Source organism: Clostridium sp. HCS.1 (genome assembly GCF_047900555.1).
Taxonomy (GTDB): domain Bacteria; phylum Bacillota; class Clostridia; order Clostridiales; family Clostridiaceae; genus Clostridium.
The window spans coordinates 3,306,284-3,328,976 of record NZ_CP170704.1 but is presented as its reverse complement, the minus strand read 5'-3'; the positions used below and the strand labels follow the sequence as shown (position 1 = coordinate 3,328,976).

At 29.1% G+C, this 22,693-nt stretch carries 16 protein-coding genes, 6 tRNA genes and 2 riboswitches; of the genes, 19 read left to right on the top strand and 3 right to left on the bottom strand.

From position 1 onward, the window contains the following. The first annotated feature begins 119 nt into the window (after positions 1 to 119). A complete protein-coding gene (gene mreB / locus ACFYH6_RS15940; protein ID WP_316345067.1) occupies positions 120 to 1,154 on the top strand; it encodes a rod shape-determining protein MreB in 1,035 nt (344 codons plus the stop codon). A gap of 61 nt (positions 1,155 to 1,215) precedes the next feature. On the opposite strand, the gene yyaC is transcribed toward mreB, so the two are convergent. Further along, positions 1,216 to 1,728, bottom strand: a complete 513-nt coding sequence (gene yyaC / locus ACFYH6_RS15935) for a spore protease YyaC (RefSeq protein WP_316345069.1) — start codon at positions 1,726 to 1,728, stop codon at positions 1,216 to 1,218. Positions 1,729 to 1,837: 109 nt separating this feature from the next. Here yyaC and ACFYH6_RS15930 point away from each other — a divergent pair, with 109 nt between their 5' ends. From ACFYH6_RS15930 to metK, 8 genes are all read left to right on the top strand, one after another. After that, positions 1,838 to 2,284, top strand: a complete 447-nt coding sequence (locus ACFYH6_RS15930) for a hypothetical protein (RefSeq protein WP_416179989.1) — start codon at positions 1,838 to 1,840, stop codon at positions 2,282 to 2,284. 214 nt (positions 2,285 to 2,498) lie between these two features. After that, positions 2,499 to 2,583 (top strand) — tRNA-Tyr (locus tag ACFYH6_RS15925). 18 nt (positions 2,584 to 2,601) lie between these two features. Further along, positions 2,602 to 2,676, top strand: a tRNA-Thr gene (locus ACFYH6_RS15920). Positions 2,677 to 2,682: 6 nt separating this feature from the next. Then, a tRNA-Tyr gene (locus ACFYH6_RS15915) sits at positions 2,683 to 2,767 on the top strand. A 20-nt stretch (positions 2,768 to 2,787) separates the two neighbouring features. Next, positions 2,788 to 2,863, top strand: a tRNA-Val gene (locus ACFYH6_RS15910). A 5-nt stretch (positions 2,864 to 2,868) separates the two neighbouring features. Next, positions 2,869 to 2,943 (top strand) — tRNA-Thr (locus tag ACFYH6_RS15905). A 6-nt stretch (positions 2,944 to 2,949) separates the two neighbouring features. Beyond that, positions 2,950 to 3,034 (top strand) — tRNA-Tyr (locus ACFYH6_RS15900). 132 nt (positions 3,035 to 3,166) lie between these two features. Further along, positions 3,167 to 3,272: riboswitch (SAM riboswitch) on the top strand. Between the two features lie 98 nt (positions 3,273 to 3,370). Further along, on the top strand, positions 3,371 to 4,546 hold the full coding sequence (gene metK / locus ACFYH6_RS15895; protein ID WP_416179990.1) for a methionine adenosyltransferase: 1,176 nt from the start codon (positions 3,371 to 3,373) through the stop codon (positions 4,544 to 4,546). A 154-nt stretch (positions 4,547 to 4,700) separates the two neighbouring features. Here the strand turns inward: metK and nagA are convergent, their stop codons facing one another. Further along, positions 4,701 to 5,831 carry an N-acetylglucosamine-6-phosphate deacetylase gene (gene nagA / locus ACFYH6_RS15890; protein WP_416179991.1) on the bottom strand — a complete coding sequence of 377 codons (1,131 nt, stop codon included), beginning with the start codon at positions 5,829 to 5,831 and terminating at the stop codon, positions 4,701 to 4,703. Positions 5,832 to 5,982: 151 nt separating this feature from the next. Between nagA and ACFYH6_RS15885 the strand changes: the two genes are divergently transcribed. The 7 genes from ACFYH6_RS15885 (at position 5,983) to ACFYH6_RS15855 (ending at position 16,934) form a co-directional block, all read left to right on the top strand. Beyond that, a complete protein-coding gene (locus ACFYH6_RS15885) occupies positions 5,983 to 8,214 on the top strand; it encodes an ATP-dependent RecD-like DNA helicase (RefSeq protein ID WP_416179992.1) in 2,232 nt (743 codons plus the stop codon). 10 nt (positions 8,215 to 8,224) lie between these two features. Further along, a complete protein-coding gene (locus tag ACFYH6_RS15880) occupies positions 8,225 to 9,247 on the top strand; it encodes a hypothetical protein (protein ID WP_316344452.1) in 1,023 nt (340 codons plus the stop codon). Continuing rightward, positions 9,220 to 9,864, top strand: coding sequence for a ComF family protein (locus ACFYH6_RS15875; RefSeq protein ID WP_416179993.1), 645 nt, complete (start codon positions 9,220 to 9,222; stop codon positions 9,862 to 9,864). The genes ACFYH6_RS15880 and ACFYH6_RS15875 overlap by 28 nt, the downstream gene beginning before the upstream one ends. Positions 9,865 to 10,260: 396 nt before the next feature. Beyond that, positions 10,261 to 10,806 (top strand): ribosome hibernation-promoting factor, HPF/YfiA family, encoded by a 546-nt coding sequence (hpf, locus tag ACFYH6_RS15870; protein WP_316344454.1) that lies wholly within the window; start codon positions 10,261 to 10,263, stop codon positions 10,804 to 10,806. A 192-nt stretch (positions 10,807 to 10,998) separates the two neighbouring features. Next, positions 10,999 to 13,512: a preprotein translocase subunit SecA gene (secA, locus tag ACFYH6_RS15865; protein ID WP_416179994.1), complete on the top strand. Its 2,514-nt coding sequence runs from the start codon at positions 10,999 to 11,001 to the stop codon at positions 13,510 to 13,512. 288 nt (positions 13,513 to 13,800) lie between these two features. Next, a protein-coding gene (gene prfB / locus ACFYH6_RS15860; protein WP_416179995.1) for a peptide chain release factor 2 occupies positions 13,801 to 14,902 on the top strand; the annotation gives its coding sequence in 2 pieces (ribosomal slippage) (positions 13,801 to 13,878 and positions 13,880 to 14,902; 1,101 coding nt in all). A 169-nt stretch (positions 14,903 to 15,071) separates the two neighbouring features. After that, entirely contained in the window at positions 15,072 to 16,934 is a 1,863-nt protein-coding gene (locus ACFYH6_RS15855) for an FAD-dependent oxidoreductase (protein WP_416179996.1), read from the top strand. A gap of 155 nt (positions 16,935 to 17,089) precedes the next feature. Here ACFYH6_RS15855 and ACFYH6_RS15850 read toward each other — a convergent pair whose 3' ends face one another. Further along, a complete protein-coding gene (locus ACFYH6_RS15850; RefSeq protein ID WP_416179997.1) occupies positions 17,090 to 18,445 on the bottom strand; it encodes a M28 family metallopeptidase in 1,356 nt (451 codons plus the stop codon). Between the two features lie 551 nt (positions 18,446 to 18,996). Between ACFYH6_RS15850 and ACFYH6_RS15845 the strand changes: the two genes are divergently transcribed. From ACFYH6_RS15845 to ACFYH6_RS15835, 3 genes are all read left to right on the top strand, one after another. Beyond that, complete coding sequence (locus tag ACFYH6_RS15845) at positions 18,997 to 21,171, top strand: Tex family protein (RefSeq protein WP_416179998.1); 2,175 nt, start codon at positions 18,997 to 18,999, stop codon at positions 21,169 to 21,171. A 51-nt stretch (positions 21,172 to 21,222) separates the two neighbouring features. Continuing rightward, a riboswitch (FMN riboswitch) is annotated at positions 21,223 to 21,339 on the top strand. 191 nt (positions 21,340 to 21,530) lie between these two features. After that, entirely contained in the window at positions 21,531 to 22,133 is a 603-nt protein-coding gene (locus tag ACFYH6_RS15840) for an ECF transporter S component (protein WP_416179999.1), read from the top strand. Between the two features lie 145 nt (positions 22,134 to 22,278). Then, positions 22,279 to 22,692: a MarR family transcriptional regulator gene (locus ACFYH6_RS15835; protein WP_316344958.1), complete on the top strand. Its 414-nt coding sequence runs from the start codon at positions 22,279 to 22,281 to the stop codon at positions 22,690 to 22,692. Position 22,693: the final 1 nt, after the last annotated feature.

The window sequence follows — 22,693 nt, the reverse complement described above, 5'->3', positions numbered from 1 at the left end:
AATATTGAAGGTTTACCATATTCCATATATAATTAGAAATAGGGCAAATATTGTAAATTTTTATGTATAAGATATTGTTTTATTAAAATTATATAGTTTGAGATTAGGAGTGAACAGGAATGTGGTTTTGGAAGAATAGGGGTAATCTAGGGATCGACTTAGGAACAGCTACAGTTTTAGTTTATGCTGAGGGGAAAGGTGTAATACTTAAAGAACCATCAGTAGTAGCTATAAATAGAAATAACAATAAAGTACTTGCTGTTGGCGAAGAAGCAAGAAAAATGATAGGAAGAACGCCTGGAAATATAGTAGCAGTAAGACCATTAAAAGATGGTGTTATATCAGATTATGAAATAACAGAAAAGATGTTAAAGGAATTTATAAAAAAGGCTTACGGAAAGAGTAAGATTACAGCTCCTAAGGTAATAGTATGTGTTCCATCTCAAGCAACTGAAGTGGAAAAAAGAGCAGTAATTGATGCTGCAAGAAATTCAGGAGCAAAAAAGGTTAATTTAATTGAAGAACCACTAGCAGCAGCTATTGGAGCAGGTTTAGATATAACTAAGCCTAATGGGTCTATGGTAGTAGATATCGGTGGAGGAACTACTGATATCGCTGTAATATCCTTAGGTGGAATAGTTGTAAGGGCATCTATTAAAGTAGCTGGAGATTCTTTTGATGAAGCTATAATTAAATATGTTAGAAATAAGTACAAGATAATGATAGGTGAAAAAACAGCAGAAGAATTAAAAGTTACTGTTGGTTCGGCATTAAAGGATTCAAGGAAATTAACTACAACTATGAAAGGTAGAAATTTAATCACAGGATTACCAGATGAAATTTCTATTACATCTAATGAAATTAATGAAGCATTAAAGGAATCTGTATCATTAATTGTAGAGAGTGTTAAATCAGTATTGGAAAAAACACCGCCTGAACTTGCTTCTGATATAATTGAAAGAGGAATTTTAATGACTGGTGGGGGTTCTTTATTATTCGGATTGGATAAATTAATAGAACTTGAAACTGGCGTAAATGTTGAAATTGCAAATAATTCTGTTGAAGCAGTGGCAGAAGGAACAGGTAAGGTTTTAGGATATTTAGATAAGTTAGATATTAATATAAATGATGAAGAAATCAGTTTAATTGAATAAATGTAATTTCTACATAATTTAAAAGGAGCTTAAAGAGCTCCCTTTTTATTTATATTAAATTCTATAGAGAGTAAGATGATATAATAGCATTTGATATTACTTTAGCCATTTCCATGATTAAATATAATCTAATGCTTCTACTAGTAAAAAATGCAGCACTGTCACTAGAATCTACGATACCTATTATTGAAATATCCCCAACCTCTGGTAGTGATTTTCCAACTCCCTTTCCTGGGTGAATTGGATAATCACGAATATGAATTTCACCTATAGAATTTTCTTCTCCTAGGCAAGCATCTATTCCGATAATTAGTGAGTTTGGATGAAGTTTATTAATATAATTTAATTTTTCTTCAATATTTAAAGCATGAATAGGAGATTGTAGTGTTCCGAAAACTGGTAATAGGAAGTTCTTTTCTATTAAAATGCTACCTACTAGTGGACCAAGGGAATCACCAATGCATTTATCTGTACCTACACAAATTATTACTGTATTTTCATTCATATATTTTTTTATTTTATTAGCAATCTCAATGAAGGAATTATGATCATCATAATGTACTTTATGCTTCACTAGAATTCACCCCCCGATTATACCAATATATGTTTAAGATAATAAAAATATAATTAAATGTATAAAAAAATATAAATAGGAGAGTAATTAAATGAAGGTGGTGAATTATATGAAAAAATTAATACTATACATATTTACTATTATATTAGGTGCAAGTATACCTATTTATTTTTTACTTATTTGGGAGCCGTTAAAAAGTGAAGAAGTTTTAAGTAATAATATTTTAAGCCAAGATACAAATGAATATGATATGAATACAAAGGAAAGTTTAGAGAATAATTCAATAGAAACAGAAACTATTTTATTAAAGGAAAGTAATTTTTCAAATAGTTTATTTAATTATTTAGATAATGATAGAAAAGAAAAGTTAAATGTAATTATGAAAAAATTATCAGTTTTAGATTTTATTAAAATTAACAACTATTTTTCAGATAAAGATAATAATGAAAAAATTAATAAAGGTGTAGAATTAGCTAAAAAAAGAATGCCTACATCTGACTATGAAATATTTAAAAATATATTAGAAAACTCTATAAATTCCAGTATTTTGGACTAAATTTAAATTTAATAAATAAAAATGCTAAAAATATAATTTTAAAAAGATATTAGCATTAAATAGGAGAAAATGAAAGAAAAATAGAATAAAATAGTTATAATTTCGTTTAATGAACAAATATTACACTTGAAATTAATAAATAATAAATATATACTAGTCATTGTCAGTCGAGCGAGTAAAATCAAATGACTGAAATTAATTAAATAAATTTTATGGGGGAGTTCCCGAGTGGCCAAAGGGGGCAGACTGTAAATCTGTTACGTTTCGTTTCGATGGTTCGAATCCGTCCTCCCCCACCATTAAATTTATTTGAATATGCTGGCATGGCTCAACGGTAGAGCAGCTGACTTGTAATCAGCAGGTTGTAGGTTCGATTCCTATTGCCAGCTCCATAAAATGGGGGAGTTCCCGAGTGGCCAAAGGGGGCAGACTGTAAATCTGTTACGTTTCGTTTCGATGGTTCGAATCCGTCCTCCCCCACCATTTTAATTTAATTTTTATATGGAAGCATAGCTCAGCTGGGAGAGCATCTGCCTTACAAGCAGAGGGTCACAGGTTCGATCCCTGTTGTTTCCACCATATATGCTGGCATGGCTCAACGGTAGAGCAGCTGACTTGTAATCAGCAGGTTGTAGGTTCGATTCCTATTGCCAGCTCCATAATAAGGGGGAGTTCCCGAGTGGCCAAAGGGGGCAGACTGTAAATCTGTTACGTTTCGTTTCGATGGTTCGAATCCGTCCTCCCCCACCACAAAGACAATGTTAGTATACCTTGTCTTTTTTTGCTTATAAATAAAAATTATAAGAAAATAAATGTTTTACAGAAAATATTGACTATTCATAGTAAGAGTGATATAATCTGAAAAGTAAAATTTGATATTAGTTCTTATCAAGAGAGGTGGAGGGATAGGGCCCTATGAAACCCGGCAACCTACTTCATGTATTTGAGTGTGGTGCCAATTCCAGCAATTTGATTTGCAAGATAAGAAAAGTTATGATTTTTAACATCTCTTCTTATCGAAGAGATTTTTTTATTATATAGCTAAATTTTTAGAATTAATATCAAAATATGAAAGGAGATATTAATATGAGAAGATTATTTACATCAGAGTCAGTTACAGAAGGACATCCAGATAAAATTTGTGACCAAATATCCGATGCTGTTTTAGATAGCATCTTAGCACAAGATCCTATGGCAAGAGTAGCCTGTGAAACAGCTGTTACTACAGGAATGGTTTTAGTTATGGGAGAAATATCAACTAATTGCTATGTTGATATTCCAAAGCTAGTAAGAGAAACTGTAAGAGAAATTGGATATGATAGAGCTAAATATGGATTTGACTGTGATACATGTTCAGTTTTAACATCTATTGATGAGCAATCAGGAGATATAGCAATGGGTGTTAATGAAGCCTTAGAATTTAGGGCAGGAGAAAAGGATGAAGTAGAAGCTGTTGGAGCTGGAGACCAAGGTATGATGTTTGGTTTTGCAACTAATGAAACAGAAGAATTTATGCCATTACCAATAGCTATGGCTCACAGGTTATCAAGAAGATTATCTGAAGTTAGAAAAGATGGTACTTTATCATATTTAAGACCAGACGGAAAAACTCAAGTTACTGTTGAATATGATGATAATAAAGTAATAAGAATAGACGCCATTGTAATATCAACACAACACAGCGAAGAAGTTACTCAAGAGCAAATTAGAAATGACTTAATGGAGCATGTAATAAAAGCTGTAGTTCCAGCTGAATTATTAGATGATAAAACAAAATATTATATAAATCCAACAGGTAGATTTGTTGTTGGAGGACCACAAGGAGATAGTGGTTTAACAGGAAGAAAAATAATTGTTGATACTTATGGTGGATATGGAAGACACGGTGGCGGTGCTTTTTCAGGTAAAGATCCAACTAAAGTTGACAGATCAGCAGCTTATGCAGCAAGATGGGTAGCTAAAAATTTAGTTGCAGCAGGAATTGCTGATAAATTAGAAATTCAATTAGCTTATGCTATTGGAGTTGCTAAGCCGGTATCAATAGAAATTGAAACTTTTGGTACAGGCAAAAAATCTGAAGAAGAAATAGTAGCTATAGTAGAAAAGGTATTTGATTTAAGACCAGGTGCTATAATTAGAGATTTAGAGCTAAGAAGACCTATATATAAGCAAACAGCTGCTTATGGACACTTTGGTAGAATTGATTTAGATTTACCATGGGAAAACCTTAATAAAGTAGAAGAAATAAAAAAATATATGTAAAATTTTAAGCTTAATAAAGAGTTTATAAACTTTAATTAAAAAGGAGATAAATATTATATTTTAAGTTCTCTAGCCTTTGCTAAAGTAATTATTATAATATTTATCTCCTTGTTTTTATTCTTTAGAATTTATAAAAATATATCTAAATAATTTTTTATACTATAACTTTTCCACCAACAACTACATTTTTAATGTTGATATCTTCGTCAAATAATAATAAATCAGCGTCATATCCTTCTTTAATAAGACCTTTTCTATCTGAAACTTTACAATGTTTTGCAGGATTGTAGCTAGCCATTTTTACAGCTTCATATAGAGGCATACCAACGTTTTTATATACATTCTTAACAGCCTTGTCTAATGTAAGAATTGAGCCTGCTAGGCTTCCGCTTAATAATCTTGCTGCACCATCTTTAACCACAACATCTTGACCACCTAAAGCATACATTCCATCAGGCATTGCACAAGCCATCATAGCATCTGTAACTAAAAGAACTTTGTCTGAAGTTTTTTGTTTGTAAGCTATTCTAAGTGATGGATAAGACACATGGATTCCATCTGAAATAGTTTCTGTTGTTATATCACTATCAAATATAGCTCCTACAACTCCAGGTTCTCTATGAGCGAAAGGTGTCATAGCATTAAAAAGATGAGTTGAGTGACCACATCCACACTTTATTCCTTCCATAGCTTCGTTATAAGTAGCTTTAGTATGCCCTATAGAACAAACTACTCCTCTTTGAGATAATTCTTTAATTAACTCTTTTGCACCTGGTATTTCTGGTGCAATTGTAATTGATACTACAGCATCTTCAGCATCTCCAACCATTGCATTATAATTTTCTAATGTTGGTGGAATTAAGTAATTAGGATTTTGGGCTCCTATAGCCTTTGGGCTAATAAATGGACCTTCTAAATGAGCACCTAATACTATAGCTCCATCAGTTCCTTTTTCCTTTGCTTCTTTTATTACATTCATTGACTTTCTAATATCTTCTACAGCAACAGTCATAGTAGTTGGAGTAAAGGATGTAGTACCATGTTTAACTATTACCTTGGAAATTTCATTAATTGCTTCAAAGGTTCCATCCATAGTATCATGGCCACCTGCACCATGAATATGAACATCTATAAATCCTGGTGATAAATATAAACCATTGGCATCTATTACTTCCTCATCATCATAATTACTTGGATTAATTTCTTTTATTTTTCCATTTTCAATTAAGACAGAACCATTTTCTATCTTGTCAAGATATATGATATTACAATTTTTAATAATCATATAAACACCTCCATACTTCCTAACATATAATTATTATACCATATTGAAACAATATTCTTAAAAATAAATAATCTTTATTATGTATTATTAGAGATATATTATATAATAAAAATAGTATAAACAAAAAATATTTAGATTTGGAGAATGTAACATGGAAGATTGTATAAATGGAATAGTGGAATCTATTGTATTTAAAAGTGATGACACTGGATATGTAGTAAGTAAGATTAGAACTGAAAAGGAAATAATAAATGCAGTGGGAGTAGTTCCTTTTATAAAAGAAGGTCAACATGTTAAATTAAAAGGTCAATGGGTTGTTCATAAGCAATTTGGACGACAATTTAATATAGAGGAATATGAAGAAATACTTCCTAATTCTACAAAGGGAATAGAAAGATATTTATCTACAGGAATTATAAGAGGAATAGGCCCAATTACAGCTAAAAGATTAGTTGAAAAATTTAAGGAAAAAACTTTAGAAGTTTTAGATACAGATATCGATAAAATAAAATTAGTAGAAGGAATAGGGGCAAAAAAGTTTGAGATTATTAAGGAATCTTATTTAGAACAAAGAGATTTAAAAGATATAGTTATATTCTTCCAAGGTCATGGAATGAGTACAAATCAATGTATAAAAATTCATAAAACCTTTGGAGCAAATGCTAAAGAGATAATTTTAGAAAATCCATATATTCTTTCAGATGAAATTAGTGGTATTGGATTTATAACTGCAGATAGAATAGCAAAGAGTATAGGAATTGAAGCAAGTTCACCTTTTAGAATTCAAAGCGGGATTAGATATATATTAAATCAGTTTTCTGCCGCAGGTAACACATTTATGCCAAAGGATGAGCTAATAAGGGAATCAAGCAAAATATTAGGAGCTACACCTGAAATGGTAGAGGAGAGTTTATATAATTTATCTTTAGATTCAAAAATAAAAGTTGAGAAAATAGAGGGAAAGGATTCGGTTTTTGCATTACCATATTATTATTGTGAATTAGGTGTAACCAATAGAATAATAACTTTGAGTATGGAGAACTTTAGAAGTATTAACTCAGATATTGAGTTTGAAATTGGAGTTTTCGAAAAAAAATATAATATAAATTTTGCACCTTCACAAAGAGAAGCAATAGTAGGAGCTTTTGATAATGGAATAGAAATAATTACAGGAGGTCCTGGAACAGGTAAGACTACCATAATAAAAGCTATAATTGAAATCTATGAAAATAACAATATGAAGGTAGTATTAGGAGCACCAACTGGAAGAGCAGCCAAAAGAATGAGTGAGTCTACTGGAAGAGAAGCAAAAACAATACATAGATTACTTGAAATGGGTGTTAGTGATGAAGGAAAGTCTTATTATAAGCTAAGTGAAAGTGAACCCTTAGAAGCAGATGTAATTATTATAGATGAAGCATCTATGATAGATGTAATGCTTATGAATAGCTTACTCAAGGCTATAAAATTAGGAACTAGATTAATTATAGCTGGCGACGTAGATCAGCTTCCTTCTGTAGGTGCTGGAAATGTATTAAAGGATTTAATTGAAAGTAAGTTTATAAAAGTAGTAAGACTAAAGGATATATTTAGGCAAGGAAAAGAAAGCTTAATAGTAACTAATGCACATAAAATTAATAATGGAGAAATGCCAATTTTAAATAGAAAAGATGGAGATTTTTTCTTTGAGAACAAGGAAGATGTTAATGAAATACTTAGGACAATAATAGATTTAATAAATAGAAGGCTTCCTAAATTCAATACTAGTTGGGATAAATATAGAGATATTCAAATATTAACTCCTACTAGAAAAGGAATTCTAGGAGTACAAAATTTGAATAACGAACTACAAAATGTATTAAATCCAAAATCACCAAGTAAAAGAGAAAAAGATTTAAAAGAAGTTACCTTTAGAGAAGGTGATAAAGTAATGCAAATTAAAAATAATTATTCTTTGAAGTGGGTTAGAATAAACGGATATGGAGATAATGAAGGTGTAGGCGTATTTAATGGAGATATGGGTTTTATAGAAAGTATTAATGATGAAGAAAAAACTCTAACTGTAATCTTTGATGATGAAAGAAAAGTTATTTATGATTATATATATTTAGATGAATTAGAGCTAGCATATGCAATAACTATTCATAAAAGTCAAGGAAGTGAATTTAAAGTTATTATTACTCCAGCATTTATGGGCTCGCCATTACTTATGAATAAAAATTTGCTTTATACTGCAATTACGAGAGCAAAGGAACTAGTTGTAGTTGTTGGAGTTCCAAAGGCACTTCAATATATGATTACTAATGATAAGAGCGTAAGTAGATATTCATCTCTAAAAAATAGAATTTTAGATATTACCAGTAATGAAATATTCACTGAGTAGGAGAATTTAAATGGTAGATAATATATTAATTAACGTTAAAGAGTTTAATAATTGTGTATCTAAAATAAATAAGTGGTATAATAAGCAAACAAAAATTTTAAATATAATAACAAATCCATACAATACAACATTAATTTTTCTTAATATAATTAAGCTGTTAATTGAAGAAAATAAAAAGATTTTGTATGTATGGAATGGAGAACAATGCAATGAGGAAATATTAAGAGAATTAAAGAAAGAAAAATCAAGTTTTAAGTATTCATGCAATAAAGAATTGGATGGCTCTGAAGACTTAGTTTTTATTAATTCTAAAAATATAAAAAATATAAGAAATTACTATGATATTTGTATTATAGATGATATAAGTGCTTACTCCACAATTTCAAAAGAAGAAATCAGATCTGGGATAGAGTACTTATATATTTATGCTAAAAGGATAATATCATATTCAGTAGATAAAGTTATAAATATGGGAAACTCCTTTGAAATAGGAGATTTAATTAGAAAAAAAGTCTTTGCAGAACCAAGAATAATAACAACTAGAGTAAAGCTTGATGAAGATATCCCATACACATTATATGATTACTTAATGTGGTTTAAAAATAATAAAAGGAAGGTAATAATTTATGTTCCTACTGAAGATAGAATTAACAAAGTTTATAATTACTATACTAAAGAAATAAAAATAAAGGATGTTAATGTAATTAAATTTCTAAAGGAAGATTCCACAAGAGAAATAGATAGTACTTATATTAATAAAAATAAAAGTACATTTATTATTACTAATTATATAAGAGAATATTCAATGAAAACAGAAGGTATAGATATAGTTGTATTGTTTGCAGATGAAGCTTTTTATAATTATAAAAAAATACTATATTTCTGTGCAGATGTAGGAAACAATACTAAGGATAAAAGCATAGGGGAAGTGTTATTAGTAGCTAGGGATATATCTAAAGATATGGATTTAGCTAAAGATATAACGAGGAGATATAATAAGAATATATGGGAAAACGGATTACTAAAATACTGATTTCATTAAAGGATGAATTGTTAGATATTATCTATCCACCTAAGAATAGTTGCATAATTTGCCAAAGTGAATTTGTAGGTATATGTCCATTATGCAAAAGTAAGATAAAAAGGGTAAAAGAATTTAATGGAGTTCTTTCATATGGATACTACAATGGAGTACTAAAAAAACTTATATTAGAATTTAAATATAATAAAAATTTTGTTGCAGGTTCAATATTAGTAGATTTTTTATGTGATATGATTATAGAAAATCAAATAGATATAGATTATATAGTATATATACCAAGTAGCAAAAAAGCAATAAAAAATAGAGGATTTAATCAATGTGAATATTTAGCTAAAGAGATAAATAAAAATTTAGATATTAGTATATGTAATGATGTAATAAAAAATAAAAATGTTAAAGAACAAAAGCTATTATCAAAAGAAGAGAGATGCAAAAATATAAAAGGAGCATTTAAATTAAAAACTGATAAAAACATCAAAAATAAAAAATTATTACTTATTGATGATGTTATGACAACAGGGGCAACCCTATATGAATGTGAAAAGTTACTTAAAGAAAACGGAGCACTTTCAATAAAAATGTTGACAGTTGCTAAAAGTTATATATAATAATAGAGTAAAGATAGGTCTGTGGATGAAAGTCGATGCCAGTCGCAGGCAAAACGATCCACGTAAGCTTAGAAAAATTTTAAGTGAGCATGGTGCGGTGTAGAAGTAAGTCCTACCAAGCAATTGAGAGGGTTAGTAGTGAGGGGTTAATTCCTAGTAGCAAAAGCTCCAGTAGGCGAGTGTGGGGTCAAAATCCAGGTCAGCTATTTTTGCGGTAATTAGCTATTAGTGTAACTAATGGCTAATTTTTTTTACTTTGTATAAAAAAAGTTAACATTCTGAAAATTATGGATAATGTTATTGATAAAAACGGTTACTGATAGTATAATATATTTATAAACAAACAAATAATTCTACTGTTTAAGCTTTAAGCTTATAGAGAGGGGATGAACTTTTATGAGAGTTTCAGTAATAGCAAAAAATACTACAGCAACACCTGCATTAAAGGATATGGTAGAAAAAAAATTATCTAAGGTTAAGAAATATTTTAATCCTGATGTTGAAGCTAAAGCTACCCTATCAGTGCAAAAGAATAAACAAAAGGTAGAAGTTACAATACCTTTTAATGGAGTTATACTTAGGGCAGAAGAAGCAACAGATGATATGTATAAATCAATTGATTTAGTTATTAACAAACTAGAAAGACAAATTAGAAAGCAAAGAACAAAATTATCTAGAAAGAATAATGAATCTTTAAGATTTACTCAAATAGATGAATATGCTTTCGAAAATGAGGAAGAAGTATTAGATGAAGAAAACGGAAAGGTTGTTAAGACTAAGAAATTTAGTATCAAACCTATGTCAGTAGAAGAAGCTATACTTCAAATGGAGTTAGTTGGTCATAACTTCTTTGTATTCCAAGATTTTGATGGCAATAAGGTGAATGTTGTTTACAAGAGAAAAGATGGAGACTATGGTTTATTAGAACCAGATTACATTTAATTATTAAATGTTTAGGGTAAATACTAAGGGAAGTGCATAACACTTCCCTTTTTTAGTTATAATTTTATTAAATAGTTACATATTTGTTGAATTAAATATGATTAAAATGGTATAATTTATAAATGAAATTATATAAATATGAATATTAAAAATATCAGCATAAAAATATACGAATTAGAAGGGAAAATTAAAATGGGTTTTTTGGAAAAAATATTTGGATCATATAGCGAAAGGGAAGTTAAGAAGCTAGAAAAAATTGCAGATAAAATAGAAGAATTAGATGAATCCATGCAAAAGCTATCAGATGACGAACTTAGAGCTAAGACTGAAGAGTTTAAAAATAGAATTAAAAATGGTGAAACCTTAGATGATATATTACCAGAAGCTTTTGCAGTTTGTAGAGAAGCTGCATGGAGAACTTTAGGAATGAAGCATTATAGAGTTCAGCTTATTGGAGGAATGGTTCTTCATCAAGGTAGAATTGCAGAAATGAAAACAGGGGAAGGTAAAACTTTAGTTGCTACTCTTCCATTATATTTAAATGCACTATCAGGAGAAGGAGTTCACTTAGTAACAGTTAATGACTACTTAGCAACAAGAGATATTGAGTGGATGGGAAAATTATATCATTTCTTAGGATTAACTACAGGTTGTATAGTTCATGGATTAAATTCTGATGAAAGAAGAGCAGCTTATGCAGCAGATATAACTTATGGAACTAATAATGAGTTTGGTTTTGATTACTTAAGAGATAATATGGTAATCTACAAAGAAGAAAAAGTTCAAAGAAAATTAAATTTTGCAGTTGTAGACGAAGTCGACTCAATTCTTATAGATGAAGCAAGAACACCTCTTATAATTTCAGGAGCTGGAGAAAAGTCAACAAAATTCTATAATGTTGCAGATAATTTTGTTAAGCAATTATTAGCTGAAACTGATTATACCATTGATGAAAAGGCTAATTCTGTAATGCTAACTGATTCTGGTGTTGCTAAGGCAGAGAAAGCTTTTGGAATTGATAACTATGCAGATGCAGAACATTTAGAATTACAACATTATATAACACAAGCATTAAAAGCTAACTATGGAATGAAGAGAGATAAAGACTACATGGTGAAAGATGATCAAGTAATAATAGTTGATGAATTCACAGGTAGACTTATGGAAGGTAGAAGATATTCAGATGGTCTTCACCAAGCTATAGAAGCTAAAGAAGGAGTTAAGATTGAAAGAGAATCTAAAACTTTAGCGACAATTACATTCCAAAATTACTTTAGAATGTATAATAAGTTATCAGGTATGACAGGTACTGCTTTAACAGAAGAAAATGAATTTAGAGAAATATATTCTTTAGACGTTATAGTTGTTCCTACTAATAAAGAAGTTGCTAGAATAGATAAAAGTGATTTAATATATAAAAATACTAAAGGAAAATACAATGCTATAATAGAAGACATAATTGAATGTAATAAAAAAGGCCAGCCAGTATTAGTTGGTACAGTAAGTATAGAAAAATCAGAGTATTTATCTTCTTTATTAAAAAAGAGAGGAATTAAACACCAAGTATTAAATGCTAAATACCATGAACAAGAAGCAGAAATCATATCTCATGCAGGAGAATTAGGCAGTGTTACAATAGCTACTAATATGGCTGGTAGAGGTACAGATATTAAGTTAGGTGAAGGTGTTAAAGAAGTTGGTGGATTAAAGATTATAGGTACTGAAAGACATGAATCTAGAAGAATAGATAACCAGTTAAGAGGTAGATCAGGTCGTCAAGGAGACCCTGGTGAATCAGTATTCTATATTTCTCTTGAAGATGATCTAATGAGAATATTTGGCTCAGAGAGAATTCAAGGCTTAATGGATAAGTTAGGATTGGAAGAAGACGAAGCTATTGATCATAAGATGGTAAGTAAGGCTTTAGAAAATGCCCAAAAGAAGGTTGAAGGTAATAACTTTGATATAAGAAAGAACCTTATAGGCTATGATGATGTTATGAATATGCAAAGAGAAATTATTTATAAACAAAGATCAGAGGTTCTTGAAGGTAAAGATTTAAGAGATCAAATAAATCAAATGATCAAAGATATAGTTACAGATGCTGTTAAAGGTCATTTAGATAATATAACAGATAGTCTTGAAGTAGAAATAGAAAAATTAATACATTACTTAGAAGATATATGTTTACCACATAAACTTGTTAAAGTGGAAGATTTAATTAATTTATCTAATGATGAAATTATAGAAAAATTATTAGATATATTAGCTAAAATCTATCATGAAAAAGAAGAAGAATTTGGTGAAGAACACTTTAGAGAAGTTGAAAGAGTTATACTTCTAAGAGTGGTTGACCAAAAGTGGATGGATCATATTGATAATATGGATCACTTAAAACAAGGAATTGGACTTAGAGCTTATAAGCAAATGGATCCAATTCAAGCATACCAAATGGAAGGTAGTGCTATGTTTGAAGAAATGATAGAAGGAATAAAATTAGATACAGTTAAATTCTTATATCATATTCAAATTCAAAAACCTGTTGAAAGAGAAAGAGTAGCAGAAGAAACTTCAGCAAGCCATGGTGGAGATGAAGGAGATGTTAAGAAACAACCTGTAAAAAATGAAAACAAGGTTGGAAGAAATGATCCTTGTCCATGTGGAAGTGGAAAGAAATATAAAAACTGTTGTGGAAGAGAAGCATAGTTAATTTCCTTAGGGCAATTAAATGAAAAATTAAGAATGAAGAATTTAGGAAGTAATTTGTTCCAAATTACAAAATATTAAGGGGCTGTTTCATTAAAAAGAAATACAACAATGTATTAATTTCAATTATAAAATTAATACATTGTGTATAATTTCTTAATAAGGCAGCCCTTATTTATGAATGTAAAATTAATAATAAAATATATATTATAAGTAATTTGGAACAAATTACATCAATAATTTTACATTTTACATTCTACATTATTAATTTAAAAAAGGTGTGATATTATGATAATTAAGTTGGAAGCAGAATTAGCTAAGCTTAATGATATTAAAAAATTTATAGAAGAATTGAGGGCTTCTCTTTGACAAGGAAGCATTAGAAAAACAGTTACAAGAATTAGATCTACAAATGCAAGAACAAGGCTTTTGGGAAGATATAAAAAGAGCAGAAGAAGTTACTAAAGAAAGTAAGAGGATTAAAGATAAAATAGATAAATTTAGTTCTTTAGTTACAAGAGTTGAAGATGTAGAAATACTATCTCAATTAATAGAAGAAAATGATGAAGATTCTATTAATGAAGTCATCAATGAAATAAAAAGTATAGAAAAAGATGTTGATGAATATAGAATAGAGTTACTATTGTCTGGGGAATATGATAGAAATGATGCCATATTAACACTACATGCAGGTGTAGGTGGAAGTGATGCAAATGATTGGACTGAAATGTTATTAAGAATGTACACTAGATGGTGTGAGAAAAAAGGCTTTAGAGTTGAAACTATTGATTACTTAGAAGGTGATGAAGCAGGAATAAAGAGTGTTACCTTAAAGGTAAAAGGAGAGTTTGCTTATGGTTATTTAAAAGCAGAAAAGGGTGTTCATAGACTTGTAAGAATATCTCCTTTTAATGCAAATGGAAAAAGGCAAACCTCTTTTGCATCTGTAGAAGTCTTGCCTGAACTTACCAAGGATCAAGATATTGAAATAAGAAGTGAAGACTTAAAGATAGACACCTATAGAGCCAGTGGAGCAGGGGGACAACATGTTAATAAAACAGAATCTGCTATTAGAATAACACATATACCAACTGGAATAGTAGTACAATGTCAAAGTGAAAGAAGTCAATTTTCAAATAAAGATACAGCTATGTCTATGCTTAAGTCTAAACTTATTGACTTAAAGGAAAGAGCACATAAAGAGAAAATTGAAGATTTAACTGGTGAACTTAAAGATATGGGATGGGGAAGTCAAATAAGGTCATATGTATTCCATCCATACAATATGGTTAAAGATCATAGAACTAATGAAGAAACTGCCAATTTAAATGCTGTTATGAATGGAGAAATCGATAATTTCATTACAGCATATCTAAAAAATAATAAATAAGAGATACTTTAATAGAGCTGCTTTTAAAACAGCTCTTTTTTTATAAAAAAATAAAACAAAATGATTAAAACAAATTGATTTAATTAATTGTATAATGTACAATATAAATACACATTTAAGCGTAATTTCCGTTTATTTGTTAAAAAAATAACATGAGGTGGAGATATTTATGAAATTATTTAATGATGGACATATTGGATCATTATCATTAAAGAACAGAATTGTTATGGCACCAATGGGGATTGACTATATAGATGAAGACTATGGGTTTTCAGAAAAAGCAATTGATTACTATGTTGCTAGAGCAAAAGGGGGAACAGGTCTTATAATAACAGGTGCTACTTTAGTATCAGAGGAATTTGAAAAACCTCAAAGTTCCTTCTTATTAGACAGTGAGGATAAAGTTGAAAGAGTTAAGAAATTAGCTGATAGAATTCATTCTTATGATTCAAAGTTATGTCTTCAATTATCATTAGGGGTTGGTAAGATAGGTTATGTTGGGGAAAATAACCCGCCTTATTCTATAAGTGAAATTGATAGACTTTTAAATTCTTTTGAAAAAGCAGCAGCACTAGCAAAGAGTGCTGGGGTTGATGCAATAGAAATACATGGCTATGGTGGATATTTAATAGATCAATTCCATTCATCACTATGGAATTCTAGAACTGATGAATATGGTGGCAGCTTTGAAGGTAGAATGAAAATAGGAATTGAAATAATTAAAAGAATAAAAAAAGCTTGTGGAGAAGATTATCCAATTATATATAAATTTACACCAACGCATTTAATTAATGGTGGAAGAGAAATTGAAGAAGGAATAAGAATGGCTAAATATTTGGAAGAGGCAGGAGTTACTGCATTACATGTAGATATTGGTTGTCATGCTTGTTGGCATAATGCTATTCCTACAATATATCAAGAACCTGCAATTCATGAAAAATATATAAAAATTATTAAGGAAGAAGTAAATATTCCTGTAATTGGTCATGGAAAGTTAGGATACCCTGAAGTGGCTGAAAGAATACTTCAAGAGGGTGTTTCAGATTTTATAGCATTAGGTCACTATTCTTTAGCTGATCCTGAATGGGCTAATAAAGTTAAAGATAATAGAGAAGAGGATATTGTTCCTTGTATTGGATGTAATGAATGTATGTTTTCAGTATTAGCTGGACAACCTGTAAGTTGTGGTGTAAACCCACTTTGTGGAAGAGAAGGAGAAGAAATTATAGAAGCAGATATTAAAAAATCTGTACTTATAATAGGAGCAGGCCCAGCAGGATTAGAAACTGCAGTTACAGCAGCAAAAAGAGGTCATAAAGTAACTATTTGGGAAAAGGGTGAATTAATAGGTGGAAATCTTATTCCAGCTTCAGCACCTAATTTCAAAAATGATTTAAAAAGGTTAATTAAGTATTATGAAAATCAATTAAAGAAATTAAATATAAATATAGTATTTAATAAAGAAGGAAATGAAGCAGAAATATTAGAAGAAAATCCAGATGTACTTGTTATTAGTACAGGTAGTGAGCCTATTATTCCTAGAATTTCTGGTATTGATAGTGAAAATGTTCACCTAGCTACTGATATATTAGTTGATGATAGTAAAATAGGAGAAGAGGTAGTTGTTGCAGGTGGAGGTTTTGTTGGATGTGAAACAGCAATATACTTATCTCAAAAAGGTAAAAAGGTTACCATAGTTGAAATGAAGGATAGTATATTAGCAGAACCAATGGCATTAAATAATATGATAGCTCTTAGAACTATGTTAGCAATGAATAGAATAGAAATAATTACAGGAAATAAATTAACGGAAATAAAGGGAAATAAAGCTATATTAATGAACTCTAATGGGGAAATTAGAGAAGTTAAATGTGATTCTCTAGTATTAGCATTAGGATTTAAATCCTTACAAGAGTTAAAAGAAAAAGATGGTTTAAAAATAAATGATATTAGAGTTATTGGAGATGCAGTATCACCACGTCGTATAAAACATGCTATTGCTGAAGGTTTCCAAGTAGGAATAGAAATATAATAGTGCTATAGCACAATGTAAAATGAATAATGAAAAATGAAGAATTATGGAAGAAACTCCTTTAGGAGTTTCAAAAATAAATATATTTTTATAATTTCTTTGAATTAATTAAAAAAGTATATATTTTAAATTGGGAGCTGCTTTAAGCAGCTCCTTTAATTTATTTTTCTTTTTTTAATGTAGGTTATAAATGGAGCAGATACTAAAAATCCGAATAAGATTGAAAATATAAGAATTGAAGTTTTACCATAGAAAAATTTGGTTACTAAGCTGTAGGAAGAATCAAAAATTTTATCTTCTATTACGCTATAAGCATCATTAATTGCATTTATGCTAATATGTTCTATAGTATCATTAGGAGTATGGATTTTAGTTAAGTCGCTATGACAAAAGCTAAGAGCATCTATCCCTAAGTCATTAAAACTAGCATGATCACTTGAATTTTCATAGGCTACTTTTGTAGAGATATTATTCTTTTTAGCTATTTTTTCAATAGAGTTAAGAAGCTTTGAATCTTTGTCTTTATAGTTTGCACCTAGCATTAAAGTAAGTGGATAACCATCGCTTCCAATCATATCAAAGTTAATAACTTCAGCTCCTTTTAATTTGCTTAGGTTCTTTTCTGCAAAGGCTTTAGAGCCTAAAAGTCCGAATTCTTCAGCATTTAAAGCTACAAAAATTATATCCCTTTTTGGTTTACCATAAGTTGCAAGGGATCTTTCAAGTTCAAGTAAAAAAGATGTACCAGAAGCATTGTCTAAGGCTCCTCCATAAATATTATTGAGAGCATCTGTTCCTAAATGATCAAAATGAGCAGTTAAAACTAATGGAGGAAGTGATTTTGATGTTCCTTCAATAACTCCAACAACATTATATATTTCCTTTTCTTCTGTGGAAAATGGAATATTAATAGAAATATCAGCTCCATCTTTTAAAGAAGTTATAATTTTATTATAGCTGTCAGTATTTATTAATATCAGCATATCATAAGGAAAGTCAGTTATGAATGAACTTCTAAAGGAAAAATCATTATTAGGAGCTAAATGAAAAAGAAATTTTTCATCCTTAGTATTTACTTCAATATAATTAGAAAATATAGTTATTTTATCTTCATTAGAAAAGGTTAATTTTGTATTCTTGAAGTTAATCATATCTTCCTTAAAATCAACACCATATTTTAGATTTTCTTCATAGCCATCATCATAAGAAATTTTTAAATAAGGAGTACTATTATTATTTACTGGAGAAATAACTTTAAAACTTTCCTTATAGTTATCATTAAGTGGAATAAGTTTGTTATCTTGAAAGTTTTTTCTTAATAATTCTTCAACTAAGGAATTTTCCTTGCTACCAGCAAGCCTACCAGCATATGTGTCAGAGGATAGTATAGCTATACGTTTCTTTACATTATCAGCGTTAAATGGTGAATATGTAAAATTTGAAAATAATGATAGAGATAATAAAATAATTGTAATAACTAGTGATACATAATAAATTAATTTTTTCTTCATAAAAAATACCTCAAAAAATAGTTATAGTTAATACTATTAATTAAGGCTTTAAAATATAACAAATATAAATTTAAAAAACTTAAGCTTTCTTATATATAAGATCAATAAATCCATTTGTAAAGGAAAATAATATACATATATATATGGAAATGTTTATTTTATTAGAAAGTATAGAAAAAACTCCACCAACTATGAAGCTAAACAAAATGATACAGTTTATAAATTTTGTTAATCCAGATTTACTAACTATTATTTCTTTTGTAGAAGAAATTAAAATTAGAATTAAAGTTAAAAAGTAAAGTATATATTTAAGAGTAGTTGAAAATTCTATTATATAATATTGATTCAACACAATAAAAATTATAAAGAATACTAGAAGTATATTAATTATTTTATTAATAAATATAGAAAATTTATTCATAACATCACCTAATTGTAAATATTTTACAATTACAATTATAAACTTTATTTTACATAATATCAATAGGATAATATATAAAAGCATAAAATTGTATTATAATAGTAATATGATTTTTTTTAGGAGGAAACCTATGGTTGATATAACAGGAAGAATAGCAGAGGAACTTGGAATAAGTTTAACTCAAGTAAATAATGTTATTTCATTACTTGATGATGGTAATACTGTTCCCTTTATTTCTAGATATAGAAAGGAACAAACTGGAGCATTAAGTGACGAGGTATTAAGAAAATTTCAAGATAGATTAATTTATCTTAGGAATTTAAAAGAAAGAAAAGAAGATGTATTAAGACTTATAGATGAACAAGGTAAGTTGACAGAAGAAATTCAAAAATCTTTAGCAAAGGCTTTAACTTTAACAGAAGTTGAAGATATTTATAGACCTTATAAACAAAAGAAAAGAACAAGAGCAATAATTGCACTAGAAAAAGGATTAAAGCCTTTGGCAGATCTTATCTTATCTGGAGAATTTAAAGGTGATATAAAAGAAGAAGCGAAAAAATATATAGATGAAGAAAAGAAAGTAATTACTGAAGAAGATGCTATAAATGGAGCCTTAGATATTATTGCAGAAGAAATATCAGATGAAGCTAAATATAGAAAATGGATAAGAAACTTAGTATTTAAAGAAGGTAAAATTGAATCAAAGGGACAAAGTGATGAAAATACTCCTTTTGAAATGTATTACGAATATAGTGAAGATGTATTTAAAATACCACCTCATAGAATTTTAGCCATAAATAGAGGGGAAAAGGAAAAGGTCTTAACTGTTAAGATAACTGTTAATGAAGATAAGATAATATCTTATCTAGAAAAAGAAATATTAAAAGGAAATAATATTTCTGATGAATATTTAAAAATTGCAATTAAAGATTCATTAAAAAGATTAATATATCCATCTATAGAAAGAGAAGTTAGAAATGAATTAACAGATAAGGGTGAAGATGGAGCAATAAAGATATTTAAAGAAAACTTAAAGGCATTACTTATGCAGCCACCTATTAAGGGAAAGGTTGTAATGGGATATGACCCAGGCTTTAGAACAGGATGTAAAATAGCTGTATTAGATAGTACAGGAAGATTTTTAGAAAATACTACAGTATATCCAACAGCACCACAAAATAAAGTAAAAGAAACCAAAGAAGTATTAAAAAATTTAATTAATAAACATAATGTAGAAGTAATTTCCTTAGGAAATGGAACTGCATCTAGAGAATCTGAAGAAGTAATATCAGAAGTTATTTCAGAAATAAAAAAGGAAACTGGCAAAGAGGTGTCTTATGTAATAGTATCAGAAGCAGGGGCATCAGTATATTCAGCTTCAGAGCTTGCAACTAAGGAGTATCCAGATTTAGATGTTACTGTTAGAGGAGCTATATCAATTGGTAGAAGGTTACAGGATCCTATGGCAGAATTAGTAAAAATAGATCCAAAGGCTTTAGGAGTTGGCCAATATCAACATGATGTTACACCTAAAAAATTAGACGAATCCTTAACTGGAGTAGTTGAAGATTCAGTAAATAAGGTAGGAGTAGATTTAAATACTGCAACACCTTCATTACTTACTTATATAGCAGGTATTAATTCAAGCATTGCTAATAATATAGTTCTTTATAGAGATGAAGTTGGTGGATTTAAAAGTAGAAAAGAACTTTTAAAAGTAAAGAGACTTGGACAAAAGGCTTACCAGCAATGTGCAGGATTTTTAAGAGTTATGGAAAGTAAAGAACCACTAGATAACACTTCAGTACATCCAGAATCCTATGATGTAGCTAGAAATTTAATAGCCTTACTAGATTATAATGATAATGACTTAAAAGAAAATAATCTTAATGATATAGATAAAAGAGTGAAGGAAAAAGGAATAAAAAATATATCTAAAGATTTAGATATAGGAGAACTTACTTTAGAAGATATTATTAAAGAACTTAAAAAGCCAGGAAGAGATATTAGAGATGAAATGCCAAAACCTATTTTAAAAACTGGAGTAATAGACTTAAAGGATCTAAGTGAAGGTATGGTATTAATGGGAACTGTAAGAAATGTATCAGATTTTGGAGCTTTTGTAGATATTGGAGTTCACCAAGATGGATTAGTTCACAAAAGCCAAATGGCAGATAGATTTGTAAAGCATCCTTTAGACATAGTTAAAGTTGGTGATATAGTTAAAGTAAAGATTCTTGAAGTAGATAGCAAAAGACATAGAATATCTTTATCTATGAAAGGAATAAAAGAAGAAGATTGTTAAAAAATTTACTTGCAAGTAATTAGAAATAGGAATATAATAAGAGTATAAATAAATTATCTTCAGGGCGGGGCGTAATTCCCCACCGGCGGTATAGCCCGCGCGCTAGTTTTAGCATGATTCGGTGAAACTCCGAGGCCGACAGTATAGTCTGGATGAAAGAAGGTAAGGTGTTAGATATTGCTTATTATGTATTTAATTTGGCAAATCTTATTTCTTATGATTTTAATCCCTGATGTAATTTTACATTAGGGTTTTTTATTTATCTATAATATTTAAAGTTATAAGAAAAGTTGTTAAATTACTATCAGAGTTAAGCAACTAACCCATGCCCCAGGGGATATCTTTTGGGAGGAATTAAAATGAACAATCAACAAAACAAAAATCTAAACAAATTTATTAAAATTTCACTTTTAGGTGCCATAGCAGTGGTACTTATGTACTTCGATTTTCCAATACCATTTTTACCATTTCCATGGCTTAAAATTGATTTAAGCGATATTCCAGCACTTATGGGAGCTTTTGCTTTTGGACCTATGGCAGGGGTATTAATCGAATTACTAAAAAATTTATTAATTTTAATTGTTAAGGGAACTGGGACAGGTTTTGTTGGAGAAATGGCTAATTTTATAGTAGGGGTTTCTCTAGTTGCTCCAGCAGCATGGGTTTATAATAGAAATAAGAGCAAAAAAACAGCTTTACTTGGAATGTTATTAGGAACTATATGTATGGAAATAGTAGGAATTATAGCTAATGTGTACTTCTTGTTACCAGCATATGGGATGCAAATGGCTCCTAATGAATTGGTTCAATACGTAACTATAGGATTACTACCATTCAATGGTATAAAAGCTATAATGGTATCAGGAATAACTTATGTATTATATAAGAAGATATCAGTAGCAATTTTCCAAGTAGATTCAAATTTAAATAATAGAAGAAAAGGGAGCCTTGGTTCCGTTTAAAATAATAAGATAAAATTTAGAGCTGTTTATACAGCTCTTTTTTTATATTGAGATTTATTTTTTATATGATATAATAATATAGTTGCAAATGCAACTATATTGTTATATATTAAGAGTATTAAACTTAGTTATTTAGGAGTTTGCTATGAAAGAATTAGAATGTGAAAATATAGCTAAATATATATCAGAAATTCAAAGAATGGGAAATATATTCTTTTTAAAGGAGCTATGTCATTTAGGATTGGGATATGGGCAATTTAATTTTTTAATGGAGCTATATAAAGAAGATGGAGTAAGGCAGGAGGATTTATCACTAAAGCTAAAAATAGATAAGGGTACAACAGCTAGAGCAATTAAAAAATTAAAAATTGAAGGCTTTATTACAAAAGTTCCTGATGAAAAAGATAAGAGGGCTTATAGAATTTTCTTAACTGAAAAAGGTATGGAACATAAGAAAGATATATACAAGGTTGCGAAAAGTTGGGAAAAGAACTTAACTAAAAATTTAACTATAGAAGAAAAAGAAATAATTTTAAATTTATTAAAAAAGTGTATATAGG

What these genes read in the sequence shown, in the direction of transcription:
- mreB (WP_316345067.1), top strand. Translation starts at nt 120, where the DNA reads ATGTGGTTTTGGAAGAATAGGGGTAATCTAGGGATCGACTTAGGAACA.
- ACFYH6_RS15930 (WP_416179989.1), top strand. Translation starts at nt 1,838, where the DNA reads ATGAAAAAATTAATACTATACATATTTACTATTATATTAGGTGCAAGT.
- metK (WP_416179990.1), top strand. Translation starts at nt 3,371, where the DNA reads ATGAGAAGATTATTTACATCAGAGTCAGTTACAGAAGGACATCCAGAT.
- nagA (WP_416179991.1), bottom strand. Translation starts at nt 5,831, where the DNA reads ATGATTATTAAAAATTGTAATATCATATATCTTGACAAGATAGAAAAT.
- ACFYH6_RS15885 (WP_416179992.1), top strand. Translation starts at nt 5,983, where the DNA reads ATGGAAGATTGTATAAATGGAATAGTGGAATCTATTGTATTTAAAAGT.
- ACFYH6_RS15880 (WP_316344452.1), top strand. Translation starts at nt 8,225, where the DNA reads ATGGTAGATAATATATTAATTAACGTTAAAGAGTTTAATAATTGTGTA.
- ACFYH6_RS15875 (WP_416179993.1), top strand. Translation starts at nt 9,220, where the DNA reads ATGGGAAAACGGATTACTAAAATACTGATTTCATTAAAGGATGAATTG.
- hpf (WP_316344454.1), top strand. Translation starts at nt 10,261, where the DNA reads ATGAGAGTTTCAGTAATAGCAAAAAATACTACAGCAACACCTGCATTA.
- secA (WP_416179994.1), top strand. Translation starts at nt 10,999, where the DNA reads ATGGGTTTTTTGGAAAAAATATTTGGATCATATAGCGAAAGGGAAGTT.
- ACFYH6_RS15855 (WP_416179996.1), top strand. Translation starts at nt 15,072, where the DNA reads ATGAAATTATTTAATGATGGACATATTGGATCATTATCATTAAAGAAC.
- ACFYH6_RS15850 (WP_416179997.1), bottom strand. Translation starts at nt 18,445, where the DNA reads ATGAAGAAAAAATTAATTTATTATGTATCACTAGTTATTACAATTATT.
- ACFYH6_RS15845 (WP_416179998.1), top strand. Translation starts at nt 18,997, where the DNA reads ATGGTTGATATAACAGGAAGAATAGCAGAGGAACTTGGAATAAGTTTA.
- ACFYH6_RS15840 (WP_416179999.1), top strand. Translation starts at nt 21,531, where the DNA reads ATGAACAATCAACAAAACAAAAATCTAAACAAATTTATTAAAATTTCA.
- ACFYH6_RS15835 (WP_316344958.1), top strand. Translation starts at nt 22,279, where the DNA reads ATGAAAGAATTAGAATGTGAAAATATAGCTAAATATATATCAGAAATT.